At 54.6% G+C, this 19,714-nt stretch carries 19 protein-coding genes; 3 read left to right on the forward strand and 16 right to left on the reverse strand.

The genetic code is table 11. The features are described from left to right. Positions 1–62: 62 nt before the first annotated feature. The 3 genes from ACN0UH_RS00480 (at position 63) to ACN0UH_RS00490 (ending at position 3,334) form a co-directional block, all read left to right on the forward strand. Positions 63–728, forward strand: a complete 666-nt coding sequence (locus ACN0UH_RS00480; protein ID WP_417660210.1) for a COG3650 family protein — start codon at positions 63–65, stop codon at positions 726–728. Positions 729–1,215: 487 nt separating this feature from the next. Continuing rightward, a complete protein-coding gene (locus ACN0UH_RS00485; protein ID WP_417660211.1) occupies positions 1,216–1,617 on the forward strand; it encodes a type II toxin-antitoxin system death-on-curing family toxin in 402 nt (133 codons plus the stop codon). 100 nt (positions 1,618–1,717) lie between these two features. Further along, positions 1,718–3,334: an NAD(P)/FAD-dependent oxidoreductase gene (locus ACN0UH_RS00490; protein WP_417660212.1), complete on the forward strand. Its 1,617-nt coding sequence runs from the start codon at positions 1,718–1,720 to the stop codon at positions 3,332–3,334. A 49-nt stretch (positions 3,335–3,383) separates the two neighbouring features. Here ACN0UH_RS00490 and ACN0UH_RS00495 read toward each other — a convergent pair whose 3' ends face one another. From ACN0UH_RS00495 to ACN0UH_RS00570, 16 genes are all read right to left on the reverse strand, one after another. Further along, positions 3,384–3,884, reverse strand: coding sequence for a GNAT family N-acetyltransferase (locus tag ACN0UH_RS00495; RefSeq protein WP_417660690.1), 501 nt, complete (start codon positions 3,882–3,884; stop codon positions 3,384–3,386). 5 nt (positions 3,885–3,889) lie between these two features. After that, complete coding sequence (locus ACN0UH_RS00500; RefSeq protein ID WP_417660213.1) at positions 3,890–4,981, reverse strand: PLP-dependent cysteine synthase family protein; 1,092 nt, start codon at positions 4,979–4,981, stop codon at positions 3,890–3,892. A gap of 33 nt (positions 4,982–5,014) precedes the next feature. Continuing rightward, positions 5,015–5,923, reverse strand: a complete 909-nt coding sequence (locus tag ACN0UH_RS00505; RefSeq protein ID WP_417660214.1) for a DMT family transporter — start codon at positions 5,921–5,923, stop codon at positions 5,015–5,017. A gap of 126 nt (positions 5,924–6,049) precedes the next feature. Further along, complete coding sequence (locus ACN0UH_RS00510; protein ID WP_417660215.1) at positions 6,050–6,382, reverse strand: Na+/H+ antiporter subunit G; 333 nt, start codon at positions 6,380–6,382, stop codon at positions 6,050–6,052. An 8-nt stretch (positions 6,383–6,390) separates the two neighbouring features. Next, on the reverse strand, positions 6,391–6,660 hold the full coding sequence (locus ACN0UH_RS00515; protein WP_417660216.1) for a K+/H+ antiporter subunit F: 270 nt from the start codon (positions 6,658–6,660) through the stop codon (positions 6,391–6,393). Beyond that, positions 6,645–7,148: a Na+/H+ antiporter subunit E gene (locus ACN0UH_RS00520; RefSeq protein ID WP_417660217.1), complete on the reverse strand. Its 504-nt coding sequence runs from the start codon at positions 7,146–7,148 to the stop codon at positions 6,645–6,647. The genes ACN0UH_RS00515 and ACN0UH_RS00520 overlap by 16 nt, the downstream gene beginning before the upstream one ends. Then, on the reverse strand, positions 7,145–8,650 hold the full coding sequence (locus tag ACN0UH_RS00525; protein ID WP_417660218.1) for a monovalent cation/H+ antiporter subunit D: 1,506 nt from the start codon (positions 8,648–8,650) through the stop codon (positions 7,145–7,147). The genes ACN0UH_RS00520 and ACN0UH_RS00525 overlap by 4 nt, the downstream gene beginning before the upstream one ends. Continuing rightward, the gene (locus ACN0UH_RS00530) at positions 8,647–8,976 is read right to left on the reverse strand and encodes a Na+/H+ antiporter subunit C (protein WP_417660219.1); all 330 of its coding nucleotides are present in this window, start codon (positions 8,974–8,976) and stop codon (positions 8,647–8,649) included. Before ACN0UH_RS00530 ends, ACN0UH_RS00525 begins: the two co-directional genes overlap by 4 nt. A gap of 1 nt (position 8,977) precedes the next feature. Continuing rightward, on the reverse strand, positions 8,978–11,770 hold the full coding sequence (locus ACN0UH_RS00535) for a monovalent cation/H+ antiporter subunit A (RefSeq protein WP_417660220.1): 2,793 nt from the start codon (positions 11,768–11,770) through the stop codon (positions 8,978–8,980). A 513-nt stretch (positions 11,771–12,283) separates the two neighbouring features. Next, positions 12,284–12,748, reverse strand: coding sequence for a glycine zipper 2TM domain-containing protein (locus ACN0UH_RS00540; RefSeq protein WP_417660221.1), 465 nt, complete (start codon positions 12,746–12,748; stop codon positions 12,284–12,286). Between the two features lie 141 nt (positions 12,749–12,889). Continuing rightward, positions 12,890–14,029 (reverse strand): glycerate kinase, encoded by a 1,140-nt coding sequence (locus ACN0UH_RS00545; RefSeq protein WP_417660222.1) that lies wholly within the window; start codon positions 14,027–14,029, stop codon positions 12,890–12,892. Positions 14,030–14,165: 136 nt separating this feature from the next. Next, entirely contained in the window at positions 14,166–15,533 is a 1,368-nt protein-coding gene (locus tag ACN0UH_RS00550; protein ID WP_417660223.1) for a GntP family permease, read from the reverse strand. A 168-nt stretch (positions 15,534–15,701) separates the two neighbouring features. Then, complete coding sequence (locus ACN0UH_RS00555; protein ID WP_417660691.1) at positions 15,702–16,808, reverse strand: CdaR family transcriptional regulator; 1,107 nt, start codon at positions 16,806–16,808, stop codon at positions 15,702–15,704. A 70-nt stretch (positions 16,809–16,878) separates the two neighbouring features. Continuing rightward, on the reverse strand, positions 16,879–17,526 hold the full coding sequence (gene pdxH, locus ACN0UH_RS00560; RefSeq protein WP_417660224.1) for a pyridoxamine 5'-phosphate oxidase: 648 nt from the start codon (positions 17,524–17,526) through the stop codon (positions 16,879–16,881). A gap of 173 nt (positions 17,527–17,699) precedes the next feature. After that, positions 17,700–18,344, reverse strand: coding sequence for an OmpA family protein (locus ACN0UH_RS00565; protein ID WP_417660225.1), 645 nt, complete (start codon positions 18,342–18,344; stop codon positions 17,700–17,702). A gap of 210 nt (positions 18,345–18,554) precedes the next feature. Further along, positions 18,555–19,700 carry a serine hydrolase domain-containing protein gene (locus ACN0UH_RS00570; RefSeq protein WP_417660226.1) on the reverse strand — a complete coding sequence of 382 codons (1,146 nt, stop codon included), beginning with the start codon at positions 19,698–19,700 and terminating at the stop codon, positions 18,555–18,557. Positions 19,701–19,714: the final 14 nt, after the last annotated feature.

A 19,714-nucleotide genomic window follows, 5' to 3' on the forward strand; every position in this document is an offset into this window, starting at 1 on the left:
GCTGACCCTTGTGGTGGATCGCTGGCATCGGTAACGTGTTGCGACTTGCCTGGAGACTACTGATGCGCTTACGCCGTACCTTATTGTTCACACTGCTCCCTTTATTCGCCAGTTGTCAGGTGTATACCGGCAAACCCGTCGATGAACAGGCCGCAATGATCCGCATGCAGGGGCAACTGCAATTTAGCGGCGAACAATTAATCTTTACCCCATGCGGTGAGAAACGCCAGTTCGTCATCAAAAATGATGCCTCCAGCAATCTGCGCGATGATGCCAAGGCACTTTACGACGACGGAGCCTCAACCTTACAGGTTGATATGCGTGGCTTGCTGGGCTCGGCCGACAGCAATGATGGTTCATTCAAACCAGACACTGTCTATCGTCTGCAACGCGAGGGCGAACTGTGTAACGACCTGGCCTATCGGCTGACCAAAGTCCGCGCCAGTGGCCATGAGCCAGACTGGCATATTGGCGTCAGCGCACAAGGGTTACTACTGGAACGTCCGGGGCAAAAAGCCTTGGTATTACCCTATCTTGAAGAGCAGCTGCCTGAAGGGCGCATGAGTATCTCCAGCGAAGCCAATGGCAATCGCGTGGAACTCTGGGTCACGCCGCAGCATTGCGTTGACAGCATGAGCGGTGCGGTCAGCCACCTCAGCGCCGAGCTGCGAATTAACGGCCAAGTCATGCGGGGTTGTGGCTATTTTGGCGGTGCTCAGCCCAGATAATGCACCCGACGACCATTAATCTGAGCCGCTGATCGCAGACCCGGTATTAACATGAGGCTTGTATGGGAAAGAAACCTAACAAATCCTCACTTTTAAAGGCTTTCAGCCACGTATGCTGAATCAAAACATAACAATCTTTAACACTTTTGTCATTGTAGCTGTTCGTTTAAGTCGTACCTTTTTCACACAGCGAATCCGGGACGATTCAAACAAAAATAGGCTTAGCCTTGATCGGTGAAAGAGATGCACCTATGTCCGCCTTATGCTACCTTGGCTACGTTGCAATCAGCATTTTGGGTGCCTAGGACGCTACTCCTATGAATACAAATTTAGAAATTTATGGTGTCAACATCGTCACCAGACCAAAGATAAAGGCAACAAAGAAGATTGATCTTAGCGGTGATTATGGCCGCCAACTCGTGAATACAGAAACAAGACTAGCACTAAGAACTCACAAAAGAACTTTTAAGAAGCTGGCTGATATGTAATGGAAGTAATTCGTTTTCCATATGAGCGAGTAATTGAAATAAACACACTCATACTTAGCACTGAACCCGGCATGAAAGGTCCAGTCGATATTCCCATCTTACAAGGTGCACTAGCACGCATTGACAACGCAATTTTATACAATAACTTAGATGATATTTTTGAAATCGCTGCTAAATATACAGCCAGCATTGCTGTTGCCCACTCCTTACCTGACGCGAATAAGCGTACAGGGCTTGCTGTAGGTCTAGAGTACTTGTCCCTCAATGACTATGAAATAACTATAGACAATGATTGTTTAGCTTACGCAGTACGAGATTTAGTACTAGGAGAAATTAATGAATCAAGTTTCGCGGACATTCTCTACTCCTCTTACATAGCGTCCAGCAACCATCATGAATAATGTGTGCAACTATAATGATCGTCAATAGCACGCAACGATGTATAATCGTCCGCCTAAACTAGCTGCCGGGTTACCTCCGGCCCTGATACTGGGTTGTCCGATGTTACGAATCACTGAACTTAAACTCGCGCTTGATCACCCTGATGAAGCGTTGCGCCCCGCTATTGTCGAGCGCTTGCAAATTGCTGATGGCGAATTGCTTGATTTCACCTTATTCAAGCGCAGCTACGATGCCCGCAAAAAATCCAGCGAAATTCACTTCATCTACACCATCGATTGCACCCTGCGCGATGAAGCCGCAGTGCTGGCGAAATTCAGTGATGACCGCCACATCGGTGTCGCACCCGACACCCGCTACCACGCCGTTGGCCACGCGCAGCAACCGCTGGAACAACGCCCGATAGTGGTCGGTTTTGGTCCCTGCGGGATCTTTGCCGCACTGATTCTGGCCCAGGCGGGCCTGCGCCCGATTGTACTTGAGCGCGGCAAGGAAGTGCGCCAGCGCACCAAAGACACTTGGGGACTGTGGCGCAAGAATGTGTTGAACCCTGAATCTAATGTGCAATTTGGTGAAGGCGGAGCCGGGACCTTTTCTGACGGCAAACTTTACAGCCAGATCAAGGACCCGAAGTTTATCGGCCGCAAGGTGCTTGAAGAGTTTGTCAAAGCGGGTGCGCCCGAAGAGATCATGTACGTCAGCAAACCGCATATCGGGACTTTCCGCCTGACTGGCGTCGTTGCCACAATGCGCGAAGAAATCAAGGCACTTGGCGGTGAAGTACGCTTCGAACAGCGCGTCAGTGATGTACTTATTGAGGACGGCCAGATGCAAGGCGTGGTCCTCGAAAATGGCGAACAACTGCTCAGCCAGCACGTAATTTTAGCCCTCGGTCACAGCTCACGTGACACCTTTCGCATGCTGCACAGCCGTGATGTTTTCATGGAAGCCAAGCCATTCTCCGTTGGCTTTCGCATCGAGCATCCGCAGTCGCTTATCGACCGTTCGCGACTGGGCAAATATGCGGGGCATGAAAAACTGGGCGCGGCTGACTACAAACTGGTGCATCACGCTAAGAATGGTCGTTCGGTATACAGCTTCTGCATGTGCCCGGGCGGCACCGTTGTGGCGGCGACTTCCGAGCCCAATCGCGTCGTCACCAATGGCATGAGCCAATACTCGCGTAACGAGCGTAATGCCAACGCCGGGATTGTCGTCGGTATTACCCCCGAGCAAGATTATCCGGGCGGGCCGCTGGCGGGCATTGAGCTGCAGGAACGCTTGGAGTCGCACGCCTATGTACTCGGCGGCAGTACCTATGAAGCACCCGGCCAGTTGGTCGGCGACTTCATTGCCGGTAAGCCCTCGACCGCACTGGGCACGGTTGAGCCCTCGTACAAGCCAGGGGTCAAGCTTGGCGACTTAGCACCTTCACTGCCTGACTTTGCGATTGAAGCGATTCGTGAGGCCTTACCTGCGTTCGAAAAGCAGATTCGCGGCTTCTCCATGCATGACGCCGTACTGACCGGGATCGAAACCCGCACCTCATCGCCGCTGAGAATTACCCGCAACGCAGAGTTGCAGAGCCTTAACGTCAAGGGGCTGTTCCCGGCTGGCGAGGGTGCAGGCTATGCGGGTGGAATACTCTCGGCCGGGGTTGATGGGGTTCGTGTTGCCGAAGCCGTTGCCCGTAGCATGCTTGGCTTAACCGCCGAATAAAACCACTGCTGAGTCGACAGCACAGGCCAGAGCGATTCTGGCCTGTGCTTCACATCCTTATACAACAGACACTGGTGCGCCCTGAGCCATTTGGTCGTCTGGCATGGTCGTCGAAACAATCGATCTCGACAAACCCGGCCTTGCGCATCATGCCTGCAGAGGCTGCATTTTCCTCGTGGCGCTCAATGTATATATCTTTAACACCCTGCTCTGCCAGCTTATCGATGGCAGCCAACAGCATGCGTGAACCCAAACCTTGTCCTGCCGCTTGGCGCGCAGAGACTGCCTCACAGATATACGCCTGCTGATTACTGCAGCGCTCAACTGGCTGGTAATGAGCAAAATGGTCCGTCAATTGATAGCTGACGAAACCTAACAACTCACTGTCAGCACTGGCCACGACTGCTTGCACATCACCTGTGGCAATCGCCCGCAAATGTGCAGTGACGTCAGCAGGCGGCAGGTGATTCCACGGGTTAGGCCCGTGCTCGAAAATCAGTGCGCAGAGTGAATCAATATCTGCGACATCGGCTTGGCGCAGAGCAATAATCGGGCTCATAAACCCGTCACTGGCATTGACGGTAACGTTGCGCCTTCTTCGGCACAGGCACGAATGATTTCTATCAGTGGAGCGAGTTCATAACCTTGAGCCTTTAGCCATGCATCATCGTAATACGTGGCGCTGTAGCGCTCACCGCCATCACACAAAATAGCCACGATTGAACCGCTTTGCTGCTGCGCAAGCATGTGCTGGCCGACCTGCAAAGCACCGACCAAATTGGTTCCGCTTGAGCCGCCAACGCGCCGGCCTAGTTTGCCCGCCAGATAATGCATGGCCGCCAGCGACAGCGCATCCGGTACCTTGGCCATGGCATCGATCACCGAAGGCAAGAATGAAGGCTCTACACAGGGTCGACCAATGCCCTCAATACGCGAGCCACAGTGCCACGTCTGGCTGGCATCGCCGTTGCAGTAATAGTCGTAGAACACCGATTGCTCGGTATCGGCACAGAACACCTTGGTGCAATGCTGGCGATAGCGCACATAACGCCCCAGGGTTGCCAAGGTTCCGCCCGTACCAGCACTGGAAACCAGCCAGCTTGGTTCGGGATGGTGCTCAAAGCGCAACTGCTGGAAGATTGATTCAGCAATATTGTTATTGGCTCGCCAGTCAGTCGCGCGCTCGGCATAGGTGAACTGGTCCATGAAGTGACCGCCAGTCTCACGCGCCAGTCGTTTAGACTCCGCTGATATCTGCGCCGGATCATCAACCAAATGACTCTGACCACCGTAAAATGCGATCTGTGCGATCTTCTCTTTTGAAGTACTGGCGGGCATCACAGCGATAAAGGGAATACCTAATAATCGCGCAAAATAAGCTTCGGAAACCGCGGTAGAACCACTCGACGCTTCGATTACCGGAGCACCGGCCTTGAGCCAGCCATTACACAACGCATACAGAAACAGCGAACGCGCCAAGCGGTGCTTGAGGCTGCCGGTCGGATGACTCGACTCATCTTTAAAATACAGATCGATTCCCGGCAGGCCGGGCAAGTCGAGCGGGATCAAATGCGTATCGGCGCTACGCTGGAAGTCCGCCTCAATGGTACGGATCGCTTCCCGACTCCAGTCTCTCAAATCTGTCACCTGTGCCTCCAAGCTATATTTTACTGATTAACGTCAGTCGAGAACGCCCGCCGGAAGCGGCGGCGTGTTGCGCCATTGACTCAAACCAACACCAGCAAACACCAACCCAGCGGCGCATAGCTGCATCAGGTTGAGGCTTTCGCCAAGTACCAGCATCGCCATGATCAGAGTGAACACCGGAATCAAATTAATAAACCCCGAGGCCTGGCTCGCGGGCAATCGGCTGACCCCGAAGTTGTATAAACCATAGCCGCCAACCGTCACGGCGATGCCCAAATAGAGTAATACGCCGACCCCTTGCAGACTGATACTGTCCGGGAATGGCGCCTGAGAAGCAGCAACTGGCAAGAAAAACAGTGCGCCAATAAACGCCTGCATCGCCGTGAGCATAAATGCCGAATAACGCGATGACAGGTGCTTGAGCAACAGGGTGTAGCCCGTGGCACAAATCATTGCGAGAAATTCGTAGAAGTTGCCCAACAGCGGATTAACCGCATGTTCATTGGCGCTGCCCGCCAGACTCAACCAAACGGCGCCAACCACGGCTAACAAAAAGCCCGCCAAGGTCGTGCGAGTGGTGCGCTCGCGCAGGAATACAAAGGCGGCAACTGCGACCATCAACGGCAACAGGGCGGTTATCATTCCGGCTTGTGAGGCGCTGGTATTCTGTAAGGCCAATGCCTCAAAGATGAAGTAAAGACAAGGCTCGCAAGCCGCCAGACCAATCAGGTATTTCCAGTCGCCTTGACGATAGTCAAAGCGACCACGCCAACGCCAAGCCAACAAGAACACCACACTGCCGAGCAGCATGCGGCCGAAGATCACCCACAAGGGCGGCAACTCGGCAAAAGCCAGTTTGAGGGCAATAAATGAACTGCCCCAAATCGCCATTGCGCTTATAAGGCAAACAATTGCCACGCCTCTGCCCTGCTCCGCACTCATACACGACCTCACAAAAAGACGTCACAGTGTAGAGCCACCGAGCTTGGCGTGACAGATACAGTCGCGCGTGGAAAGTGTGCAGGTAACGGGGGCTGACTTACCGCGCCTGCACAGCGCGGCTCGAGGTTACTGATCCCAGGGTTTGCCGCTGGTGTTCTCGTTGATCCGCAGCTTTTGCTGCATTGCAGCTTTAGCCAGCATATGTGCGCTGACCGGTGCGGTGATAAACAGGAACAGGGTAATCAACAGCTCATGAAAGCTGATGCCATCACCCCGCGCGCCGAAGTAAATCAACGAGGCGATGACCATACCGCCAACGCCCAAGGTGGTCGATTTGGTTGGGCCATGCAAACGCATGAAAAAGTCGGGCAAACGATAAAGCCCCAACGCCCCAATAAAAGTGAACACACTGCCTGCCAACAGAAACAGCGAAACCAGGCCTTCAATCCAGATATTCATGGGCGTTCCTATTCAATGATATCGCCACGCAGCAGATATTTTGTCACTGCTACTGTGCCAATGAAGCCCATCACCGCAATGAGCAACGCCGCCTCGAAATATAGATCCGAGCTGAGCCAAATACCGAACAGCACCAGCAAGGCAATCGCGCTGATGTACAGGGTATCGAGCGCCAGAATCCGATCTGGCATATCCGGGCCCTTGATCAGCCGGGCAACGGTGAGTGACAGCGCCATTCCTAGAAACACCAGACACACGGGAATCACGTAGTCGAGCATGTGAATACCTCCAACAGAGGGGCTTCGTAACGGGTTTTGATCTCAGCCACCAACTGCGCTTCATCCCCCACATCAAGAGTGTGTACCAAGAGCATCTTGCGGTCATCACTGAGATCAGCCGATACCGTGCCCGGCGTCAGTGAAATAATGCTGGCAAGCATGGTCAGCGCCAAGTCATCCTCCAGTAACATCGGGATCTCGACAAATGCCGGGCGCAGCTTGCTTTGCGGGCCGAGAATTAGCTTCGCGACCTGCAAGTTAGCGATGATGATGTCGCCAATAATGCGCAGAAAAAACCAACACAGCTTGAACGGTTTGGAGATCCGTGGCGGGTTGATCCAGAACACCTGAGTAACTAATGGAATCAACCAGCCGAGTATGCAGCCAAGTACCCAACTACCTAGGCTCAGGTCATTTACCAACAGCATCCAAACTACCATCAAGCACAGGCTTAACAGCGGGTGTGGCAAGAAATGACGGGGCTTCATGCGCCTCCTCCGGCCTGAATAATCTGGTAGTACAACGGCAAGTCATGCAACTGCTCAACGGTCGCATGGATGTAATCCAGCAATGGCGAGGCCATGCCAACCAATACCGGGCTCAGGACCAACAGTCCGATGCAAGCAAACAGGCGACCATAATCGAGCTCTGCACTGTCTAACTGGCTTACCCCAACACGCCAGAACAGCGTGCTACCGGCGCGGCTAAGGCCAATGACGGTGACTAAACCACCGATCAAGACCACCGGCCAGAGAAACGCCATTTGTAGCCCAGGCTCAACCGAGCGCAGCAATAGCAACTTACCAATAAACCCGGACAGCGGCGGCAGACCCGCCACGGAGATAGCGCCAATAAAGAACAGCGCGCCTAGGATATAAGGGTTTTGCAACTCAGGCCCTTGTACCAACTCTGTGGTTTTTACTCCGCGCTGGCGCGAGATCAAATCAGCCAGGAGGAATAAGCCGCCGGTTATCCAAGTGCTGTGCAGCAAGTAATACAGCGCCGCCGATACCGACTCAGGAGTGCCAATCGCCAAGCCAGCAAGCAATGTGCCGACCGAAACAACAACCAGATAGGCCACCAGACCATGCAAACTGGCCGCAGCCAGTGCACCGATTGCGCCCAAACCGATCGTCAGCAGCGCTAATGGCCATAGCCAAGCATCCGCCATATTGGCGAGGGTGCCGGCGTCATCGCCAAAAATCAGGGTGTAAACCCGCAGGATCGAATACAGCCCGACCTTAGTCATAATCGCAAACAGTGCAGCAACCGGAGCTGTCGCTGAGGCGTATGCCTTTGGTAGCCAGAAATACAGCGGCAAAAAAGCTGCTTTGAGACCGAATACCACCAGCAACAGAAACCCGGCTGCACCAATCAACGGTGCTTGGTCGGCATTGGCGGCGGCTACGCGCTGAGCCATGTCCGCCATATTCAAGGTGCCGGTGATACCATAAAGCACGCCGACGGCAATCAGGAAGAATGCCGAACCGACTAGGTTCAGCACCACATAATGCAAGCCTGCGCGTACGCGATCAGGGCCACCACCATGCAACAGCAGTGAGTATGACGCGATCAGCAAAATCTCAAAGAACACGAACAGGTTGAACAAGTCACCGGTCAAGAACGCGCCGTAAATACCCATCAACTGGAACTGGAACAAGGCATGAAAATTACGCCCGCGCTCATCGTCACCACGGATGGCGTAGAGCAAGGCGAAAAAGCTAAGCACGGCGGTTGCGACCAGCATCAACGCACTAAGACGGTCGAGCATCAGAATAATGCCGAAAGGTGGCTGCCAATTACCCAGCGCATACACCTGCAGATCACCTTGATTGGCTTGCGCCATCAACCAGAAACTCAGTGGCAGCAAGACCAGCACCACCGAAAACGACATGACACGCTTGACCGGCATGCTCAGACGCGCGCCAAACAACAACATACTGCCGACAAACATCGGCAGCAAAATAGGCAGGATTAACGCGTGACTCATGGTTTGCTCTCCTGGCCGTCAACGTGGTCAGTTTCAGTCTCACCGACACTGCGCAGGGCCAGCACTACAACAAATGCGGTCATCGCGAAGCCAATTACAATTGCGGTCAACACCAGCGCCTGCGGCAATGGATCACCGTACTTGCCGTTCTCGGTAATAACCGATGCGACACCGGTTTGCAGACGGCCCATGGCGAACAAAAACAGATTCACAGCGTAAGAAATCAGGGTCAGGCCCATCACCACGGGAAAGGTGCGGGCACGCAGCAACAGATAGACCCCGCTAGCTGTGAGGATACCCAGTACTGCGGCGAATATTGCTTCCATGTTAGAGAACCTCTTGTCCGGGCTTTTCCTGGGTCAACTTGCCCAGGTTAGCGAGAATCAGCAGCGTCGCACCGACTACAGTCAGGTACACACCCAGATCAAATAACATTGCAGTTGCCAGTTCGATGTCGCCAATAAACGGGATTTCGAAGTGGCCAAAGGCCGAGGTCAAGAACGGCCGATCAAACAACCAGCTGCCAACCCCCGTAAGCCCTGCAATCAGCACCCCAGCTCCCGCCATGCGGTGGTAGTTGAGCGGCAAGCGTGATTGCGTCCACTGCACGCCACTGGCGACGTATTGCAGAATTAACGCCACAGCTGTGATCAAGCCCGCGATAAAACCACCGCCCGGCAAGTTGTGGCCACGCAAGAAGATGAACACCGAAATCAACAGCGCCATTGGCAAGAGTACACGTGACAGCGTCGCCAGAATCAGCGGGTGGCGGTCACGGGCCCAGCTGCGGCCCTCAGCATCTGCGTGAGGTTGAATCAAGCGCAGGCCATCAAGCATCGCGTAGATGCCCACGCCTGCAATCGCCAACACGGTAATTTCACCCATGGTGTCAAAACCACGGAAGTCCACCAGAATCACGTTGACCACGTTATGACCACCGCCACCACTGACGCTATTTGCGAGGAAGAAGCCGGCAATGGTTTCGTATGGTCGCGTCAGCACCGCAAACGCCAACATTGCGATCATCACGCCGCAACCAATCGCCAAAACGAAGTCGCGCAAGGCACGCATGCTGCTGGACTCCATCCGGGTCTGTGCAGGCAAGAAGAACAGCGCCAACATCAACAACACGATGGTCACTACTTCGACAGATAACTGCGTCAGAGCAAGATCAGGTGCGGAATAACGGGCAAATGCCAGAGCGACCATCAAGCCCACAACGCTGAGCATCAGCAGCGAGACCAAGCGCTGGCGGTGGAACACCACGGTAATCAGACCGGCCAATGCCATGATGCCGAGCCCCAACGCGGTGATGCCATCAATCGGTGTCAATGCCACCGGGCCTTGCATTTGCGGCAATGGGCCAAGCGCCAGCGTGACCACGACCAACGCAGCACCCAGTAACAGCGCCAGATAGTGCTGCAGCGACCCGGTTTCAAGGCGACGGGTAATCAGTCTACAAAAATCAACCAGCGTCACCATGCACTGATCGAACGCCAGTTTGGCGTCCACCTCCGGCAAACCGGCGTACCAGCGGAACAGTGGTTGGCGGAAGGCGTAAACCAGAACACCGCCTGCGGTCGCGACAAAGCTCATCAGCAACGGCAAGTTCAGGCCATGCCAAATGGCCAGACTGTATTCGGGCAACTCGCCGCCCAGGCTTGAAGAGGCCGCTGCCGCGAGTAACGGCGCAACAGTATAAGCCGGCACAATACCCACAAGCAGGCACAGGAACACCAGGATTTCCACCGGCACCTTCATGTAGCGAGGCGGCTCATGCGGTGGATACTTCGGCAGGTTTATCGGCTCACCATTGAAGAACACATCGTGGATAAAGCGCAATGAATAGGCTACCGAGAAACCGCCCGCCAATGTCGCGATTGCCGGAATAGCCCAGTCAAAACTGCCAAGCATGTGCTGGTTCAAGGTCTCACTAAAGAACATCTCTTTACTGAGGAAGCCGTTGAGCAGCGGTACACCCGCCATTGCCAGCGCCGCGACCATCGCCAACATCGCGGTGTGCGGCATGTATTTCCACATACCGTTGATGCGCCGCATATCGCGACTGCCGGTTTCGTGGTCAATAATCCCCGCCGCCATAAATAGCGATGCTTTGAACGTGGCGTGGTTGATGATGTGAAAGATCGCGGCGACTGCGCCCAGCTCGGTATTCAAGCCAAACAGCAAGGTGATCAAGCCCAGGTGGCTGATCGTTGAATAGGCCAACAAACCTTTAAGGTCATGCTGGAACAGCGCCATGCAGGCACCTATCAACATTGTCGCAAGGCCGGTGAGACTGACGATATAAAACCACAGGTCCGTACCTGCCAACGCCGGGTACAGCCGGGCGAGCAGGAAAACCCCAGCTTTAACCATGGTTGCCGAATGCAGGTAAGCCGAAACAGGCGTCGGTGCAGCCATTGCGTGCGGCAGCCAGAAGTGAAACGGGAATTGCGCAGACTTGGTGAAAACCCCTAGCAGCACCAAGATCAGCACCACCGGATACAAGGCGTGGGCACGTATAGCGTAGCCTGCAGCCAACACCTGGGATAGTTCAAAGCTGCCCGCAATATGACCAAGCAGCAGCACACCCGCGAGCAACGCAAGACCGCCACCGCCGGTAACCGCCAAGGCCATGCGCGAGCCTTTTCGCGCATCAGTGCGTGAACTCCAAAAACCAATCAACAGAAAGGATGAAAGGCTGGTGAGCTCCCAGAACATCACCATCAACAGCAGGTTTTCTGACAACACCACACCGAGCATGGCGCCCATAAACAGCAACAGGAAGGCGAAGAAGCGCCCCATTGGCTCTTGCTTTGCCAGGTAATAACGCGCGTAGAGGATTACCAGCAGGCCGATGCCAAGGATTAATATGGCGAACAGAAAACCAAGACCATCGAGGCGCAGGCTGAGATTGAGCCCTATCTCGGGCAGCCATTGCACACGTGCCCTGATCATATCGCCAGCAAATACCGTTGCCTGCTGCGACACCAACAAAACCAGAGCCGCAAGAGGCGCAAGGCCTGCTGCGACGGCACATGCTGAACGCCCCAAACGTTCAGCCAGTAGCGGTAAGATCACCCCGAAAAAAGGCAAGGCGATAATTAACGCAAGCACCATATACAAACCCCTTGTGCAAGCACGCGATTGAGATCATCGCGACTTGTTAGTATCCATTTGGTGGTTTGATAGCAAATTGCACTACCCAACTCACGCTCCCAACGGCGGACAACCTGCGTGGCGCAGATCATAAGTCCCTGTAGAAGCTCGACTATTTCCTGATTATCCATGTCTATCGCATAGACGTCATGAATAGAATTATTACTAAAACTCTAGAGCATGTTTAATTGCATGCAGCGCTTCGCTGTGCCTGAGCATTCTCCCCCACACTCAAGGCTCAATCGCACGGGGAACATAGCCTACCAAATAAGCACACGAAACCTCTCGAACACAGGCTGGCAGCGTCGTAGAGACTATTATCTATGGGTAAACAAACTCCGCATGCACTTAAAGCACAGTGGCCAACGGGCCATCACTTGGGCCATGCAACAGCAGAGATGTGTATCGTCGTGAAAAACTGTCGATGCACAAAGAACAATGGCGCCAGTTTAAGCTGACGCCATTGAAGAACAGTTAAGGTGCTACGCGGCTGGTACCGTTGACTGTCAAGATGCGGACGCGCTGGCCAACACGGAACACCTGGTTTTCTTCGACTTGCTGAACATAGGCACGCATGCTGCCATCGTCCTCACGCACAGTGATTTCGACGCCTTGGGTGCGAGTCAGGCCTTCTTCGGTCACTGCTCCCAACAAACCGCCAGCGACTGCACCAATCACTGCCGCAACCGCACTACCGCGACCACCACCGATTGTGCTACCCGCTACCCCACCAACAACAGCGCCTGCGCCTGCGCCGATTGGGGTTTTAGTGCCTTCGATTTTCACAGGACGCAGCGACTCAATGGTGCCCAGGCGAACGGTTTGCACTTGGCGCGCCTCATCACGGCTGTAGGTGTCACCCGTCAAGCTTGACTGGCAACCACCCAGCATCAAGGCCAGCGCGGCAAACGAAGCGATGAGCAGATTGGGTTTACGCATAACTATTCCTCCAGTGAGTATCACTGCATTAGACCTCGACTTGCCAAGCGCAGTCACGGCCTTAATCAATAATCATCTCAGGCGTTTGTGAAAAATCGCCCTGTCGCCCGAGTTATTTCTTCAGCCGCTCTAAATTACTGGTTAGCGTGCTGCCTGCGCAACCTGCCAAAGTCGGGCAATGTCCGTAGTTCTCGCTTGCAACTCGGCGGCTGCATTAGTCAGCGCCTGCTCCAGATCCATTGGACCGGGTGTGAGACTAAATGCCGCATCGATACCACCAGTATAGGTGCGTTGATAATCCTCGCCCAAACTGCCAGCCAAGACCACAACCGGGACCCCTGCCGCTTTCGCTAAACGGGCAACGCCGATGGGTGTTTTACCGTGCAGGGTCTGTGCATCCAGTCGCCCCTCGCCGGTAATCGCCAGATCAGCACCCTGCAAGGCGGTGGCCAACCCCGAAAGCTCGGCAACCAACTCAACACCCGGACGAAACCGAGCCTTGAGAAAGGCTTTTGCAGCAAAACCGAGGCCACCCGCTGCGCCAACACCTGGAATCGCACTGAAATCCTCACCCAGGGTTGAGGTGACAATACGCGACATACGCTGCAAAGCCGCGTCGAGCGATTGAACCTGATCAGGTGAAGCGCCCTTTTGCGGCCCAAATATTGCCGAAGCACCTCGCGGCCCCACCAATGGATTATCGACATCCGCTGCGATATCGAACTGAACCTTGAGTACCCGAGCATCGAGATTGGACAAATCAATCTGCGCCAGATTGATCAACGCAGCGCCACCGGGAGCCAGTTCACGGTCATCGGCATCAAGAAAACGCACACCCAGCGCTTGCATCAAGCCCGCACCGCAATCATTGGTGGCGCTGCCGCCCAGGCCAAGAATGATTCGTTCAACACCGGCATCCAACGCGGCGCGAATTAACTCGCCAGTACCAAAACTGCTGGTGACAGTGGCGTCTCGTTGATCACGCGGCACCCAATGTAAGCCGCTTGCCGCAGCCATTTCAATCACTGCAGTGTTATCGCGCAGCAGCCCCCAATGAGCGCTTACCGGCTGACCGAGAGGGCCCTGTACTTGCAATTCGCGACGCTCGCCACCGGCTGCAGCCAGCACGGCATCAACAGTACCTTCGCCGCCATCTGCCATAGGTTTTAGAGATATTTCCGCCTGCGGATAAACGGCCGACCAGCCCCGCGCAATTGCTTCTGCAACTTCAGCTGCAGTGAGGCTTTCTTTAAAGGAGTCCGGCGCAATCACGACTTTCATAAACATCTCTCTTACAGAGGAATCTCGCAAAACATCGCAACCCTGTTGCGATTACATATTGTCGACTCGCCAGCAGCGGCGCTTGTTACAGAGGCGCTGCTGGCAAAGTCATCGGCAACCCTAGTCGGGCTGACAGTTACAGTAATACCAGGCTCAACAGCCAGACTGTGAGCATGCCAACCACACCCTGGACCAAGGTCGCCATGGTCTGGGCGCGATAAGCCGTCGAGACTTTCATGCGGCTGAACTGACTAACCACCCAGAAGAAGCTGTCATTAGCATGAGAAACGGTCATCGCCCCGGCACCGATTGCCATAACGGTAAGTACGCGACCCATTTCACTGTCCAGGCCCAAGCTGCTCAACAACGGTGCAACCATTGCAGAGGTCGTCACCAGCGCAACAGTTGATGAGCCCTGCGCTGTTTTCAGAGCAGCAGCAACCAGGAAGGGCATAAACAAGCCAACGCCTAATGCAGACAAGCTGGTGCCCAAATAATTGCCCAGCTCAGTAACCTTGAGCATGGCACCAAATGCGCCACCGGCACCGGTAATCAACAGAATAGGCGCGGCCGCGACAAGCCCAGCAGCAACCTGATCATGGAATTGCTGGCGCTTGTTCTCGCCCTTGAGCAGCGTGCACGCCAGCGCTAAGCCGACCAACAATGCTGCCACTGGCTGACCGAGGAAATTCAATACGCTGAATAACGCGCCCTCGCCCAATGGTTTGCTTGGGAAGGCGGCGATAGAACCGAGGCAGATCAACGCGATCGGCAAGAAGATTGGCGCAAAGGCTTGCGTCGCTGAAGGTAGCTTGCCGTAGCGGGCTTTCAACGCTTCGAAGTCAACATCCTCGGCCAGTAGCTCGCTTGGTGCTTCTTCCAGCAGCTCGGAATCATCTTGCTTGATGAAACGATTAGCCCAGAGCATACCCGCCAGCGCTGTAATCATCGCCACGAACAGGCCCACGGCGATCACCAGACCCAGCGAAGATTCCAGCCCCAAGTTACCGGCAGCGGCAATCGGTCCCGGTGTTGGCGGCACGAAAGTATGCGTGGCGTAGAGACCGGTTGCCAAAGCAACGCTCATCGCCACGACTGATATTTTCATACGAGCGGCCAGCGCATTCTTCAATGAATTGAGAATCACGTAGCCTGAGTCACAAAACACTGGAATCGAGACGAGGTAGCCGATGATAGACATGGTCAGCGTCGGAAAACGCTCGCCAAGTAGCTTAATCACCGACTCAGCCATGGTAATGGCAGCACCGCTGCGCTCAAGGATCACACCAATGATGGTGCCGAGCACGATGACGATACCGATATAGCCCAGAATCCCACCGAAACCAGCGGTGATGGTTTTGATGATATCGCCAGCAGGAACCTGATAGGCAAAACCGGCGATCAGAGCCGCTGCGAGCAGTGATAAGAACGGGTGCAGCTTAAGACGTGTGGTGGACAGTACAATGAAAGCGATTAACGCGATGAGGATCAGGACTAGGACCATGTCACTCTCCAGGTTGTTTTTATAGGAATGCCCGGCAACCTGCCGGTTGGCCGAGCATTGTCGCCCAGTCGCACACCCCGACGCCCTGTGCCAGCGCACTGCAAACATTTAGCAAATTCACAGCTTTACTGTGCACGCGCACAATCATTAACATCGATGTCTACCGGCTTATTCGGGGTCCAGCAATTCAAGCCCCAGTGTCAACTGTAGACGCTGATCGAGCCGTGTCAGCTCTACCCCACTATATTCAGCGATTCGCTCAAGCCGATAGCGCAGCGTGTTGCGGTGAATACCCAACGCATCCGCACACACCTGCGCCTGGCCATCGTGCTCGCACCATGCACGCAAGGTTTCCAGTAGAGCACCATTGGCGTCTTGTTTTAGCACCTGTTTCAGCGGCGCCAGCCAACCCTGCAACAACCAGCTGTGACGCTGGGCATAAAGCAGAGTCGATAAACGGTGCTGTTCTAAGCGCAGTAACCGCTCATGCGGGTTACGGGCACGTGCATACACCTGCAGGTCGCGCAACGCCAAACTGGCTTGACGCAGCTCATCAAGTGAATGGGCGGCATCGCTGACCAGCAAGCGGCGAACGCCCCAATCGCGTTCATCAGCAGAGCCTAACCAAGCGCTGTCGCCGCGCCCTGCATTGGCGGGACGACAGTAAAACAGCTCACGCGCACCGGATACTGTGCACAGTTGTTCGCTCTTGCTGTTAAGCACACTCAACACCCGGGCTTGCCTGAGTACTGACTGGCTGTCGTCATCCAGCTCCAGCAGGCAGGCTTGCATTGGCCAATGCAGATGTAAATCCAGGCGCTGGGCCTCGGCTTCAAGGCTGGCCAAAGATTGCTGAGGGTCAAGCAGCATGCGCAACCAGGACTCCAACTGGTGGCGCTGCCAGTTATGCTCAGCCTGCAATTGGCGTTGTTCGACCAGCATTTCCGCAGCCATACGCACCAACTCGGCATAAGGCCGCACCAGCTCAGGAGACCCGGTAATACCCAATACCCCGATAAGCTGCTGGGCATACATCAGCGGTAGATTGACCCCGGGTCTAACGCCACGCAGACATGCAGCGGCTTGCTCGTCGATCTCCACCACCCGGCGATTGGCCAGAACCAACTGCGCCCCTTCATGGCGAGTGTGTAAGCGCTCAGGATCACCACTGCCGATGATCATGCCTTGAGCGTCCATGACATTAATGTTGTGCGGCAGGATTGCCATTGCGCGATCAACAATATGCTGCGCCAGCATCGAATCGAGTATCAATATATGCGCCCTGTTCAAGTCGATTTATCAAACCGACGAAAAAATCCAACCTCAAGCTGTGTGCAACTGCGCGTCAGGGTGCCAGACGCTCGCGCTGCCACTGGCCGTCTAAAAGTCGATAATTCAAACGATCATGCAAACGACTGGGGCGCCCCTGCCAAAACTCTATGCGCTCGGGCAGCAAGCGGTATCCGCCCCAATGCGGTGGACACTCCGGAGCCTGATCAGAAAACCGTTGTTGAGCCTGACCCAGCAGCGCCTCAAGCTCGGCTCGGTCAGCAATCACACGACTTTGCGGCGAGGCCCAGGCACCCAAACGACTGCCCATTGGTCGCACCTGAAAGTACGCATCGGACTCCGCAGGCGTCACCCGCTCAACCCGCCCCTCAATGCGCACTTGACGCTCAAGTGCTGGCCAGAAGAACGTCATCGCAGCAAAGGGCCGAGCAGCCAGTTGCTCGCCCTTGGCACTGTCGTAATTGCTAAAAAAAGTAAAACCACTGGCATCCAGCCCTTTGAGCAACAACACACGGCAGTGCGGTCGACCATTGGCATCAACGGTCGCCAGAGTCATTGCGTTGGGTTCAACCGGTAGTTGTTCGGTCTTCAGCGCTTGCGCAAACCACTGCTCGAAGAGCGCAAATGGCGCTTGCGGAGCCTGCTCCTCGCTTAAACCATCACGGGTGTATTCACGGCGCATATCGGCCAGAGTCTGGGTCATTGGCTAAGCCCTCCTGAAGGATATTGCTTAGCTTACCCGAGCGCTGTGCGGCTGGCTTGATCTGCCGCAAAATGCATGACCCGCCACGCTCTAGCGGGTCACCCGAAGGAACCTCTGAAAACGACCGGGCTCGCTGGTTATTTCAGAAGTTTCCTAAGTGCAAGAAGCGCGGCTTACTTGGATTCGGTCTTGGCAACAACCGGCAACGGCTTCTCGTACTGAGCCAGCAGTGCGTTCAGGGTTTTCTGCGAAGTGAGGATCATTTCAACGCGACGATTCAGATCACGACCCGCAGCGCTGTCATTGGCGGCACGCGGAGCATCAGGGCCCATACCTTTAACCAGTAACCGATCACGCTTCAGGCCGCTGAGCTGGAAAATAGCAACAAAGGCGCGGGCGCGCTTCTGGCTTAATTCGCGATTGAGTTCCAACGTACCGGAAGTATCGGTGTGGCCCAGAATCAAAATACCCATGTCCTTATCATTTTCCAGCAACTTGGCGACCTTGGTGATAGGCGACAAGGTGATTGGCATCAACATGCTTGGGCGATCAGGGTTGAAGTTCGACTTAACCGGCGCGGTTACCACCAATACGCTTTCACGGCGCTCAACCTCGAAATTGCTGCCCTTGACTGCTTCACGGATACGAGGCTCGTATGCGTCCAACCAGGCTTTGGTAACTTCTGGGCTGGGCAATGCTGGCGCCGCAGCTTTAGCAGGACCGGGCGACAGGAAGCTGAGTTGTTCAGGAAGTTTGAAGTTAGAGCAGCCAGAGACCAGCACTGCCAAGCCAATTGCTAGATACTTATGTGAGCGCATCGATTATCCACACCTAATAGAACAGTCAAGTAAGTCTTAGGGATACTCTGAAAAACTACTGACTCAAGCATTAAGATGTTGTCAAAACCCTGAAGTGCTTATTCACAGGTATAACCCGTATTTTGGCCCTCCACACCTTGCACTGCCTTTGCTCGTTACTTTTTCAGAGGTTCCCTAAAGCTATATTGCGGCACAGTTTAGCTGAGCTTGCTACAAAGATTCAGCCAACTTCACTGCAAGTTTTTGCGCTCGGGGGTCCATTAAGACGAATGGCCCTAGATTATTGACCACAAAGCCGAATGCAACATCACGCTCCGGGTCAGCGAAACCAATGGATCCACCCGCCCCAGGATGTCCAAATGCGCCACGGCCCATGCCATAGGTCGCATTGGCAACATCTGGTTGATCCAACATGCAGCCTAGCCCAAAACGCGTTTGTGTCAGCAGGGTTTTATCCTCTCCGCGACTGTGTTCACGGGTTAACTCGCTCAGCAATTCGCTTTCAAGCAAGCTGCCGTCCAGTAACCCACTGTAAAACCCGGCAAGGCTGCGGGCATTGCCGTGACCGTTTGCGGCGAGTTGCTGCATGCGCCGCCATTCGGGTTTATTGGTACTGGTCATTATTGAAGGAGGATTTGTGAATGAGCGTGTCGACATCGCACTGGCATCAGTCATCATCACTTTGAGCAGACGCTGCGCTGCTGCATCGCCTAGATTGCCTTTGCCACGCGACACATTCGCGACGCGGTAAAACTCTTCATCCGCCAGGCCAACATGAAAATCCAAGCCCAGCGGCTTACTGATACGCGCAGCGATAGACTCGCCGGGACCGCGACCCTCTACACGGCGAATCACCTCACCCACCAGCCAGCCGTAGGTAATCGGAGCATAGCCATGCCCCTCGCCAAGCTGCCACCAGGGCTGTTCGGCTGCCAGCGCCGTGGTCATCGCGGACCAATCATAAAGTGCTTCTGCTGGCAGCATGTGATGCAGAGCAGTAATGCCCGCTTGATGACAAAGCAGATGACGAACAGTGATCGAGCTCTTGCCTGCTGCAGCAAACTCAGGCCAGTAACGCGCCACCGGCGCGTCCAGATCGAGTTTGCCTTCACCAACCAGCTGCATGACAGTTACCGCCGCAAAGGTTTTGGTGCAGGAAAACAAGTTAACGATTGTGTCGCTGTTCCATGCCTCCAGACCTTCTTTATCGGCCGTGCCAGCCCAGATATCTATGACCGTCTCACCAGCGACTTGAACACAAAGTGCAGCGCCACGTTCTTGAGGGTTATCAAACAGCTCGGCGAAGGCATCCTTGACACCTTCAAACTTGAGGTCGAAATACCCCTGAATCTGCATGTTTTATCCTTATC

Source organism: Pseudomonas sp. (genome assembly GCF_048265905.1).
In the GTDB taxonomy this organism is placed as follows: domain Bacteria; phylum Pseudomonadota; class Gammaproteobacteria; order Pseudomonadales; family Pseudomonadaceae; genus Aquipseudomonas.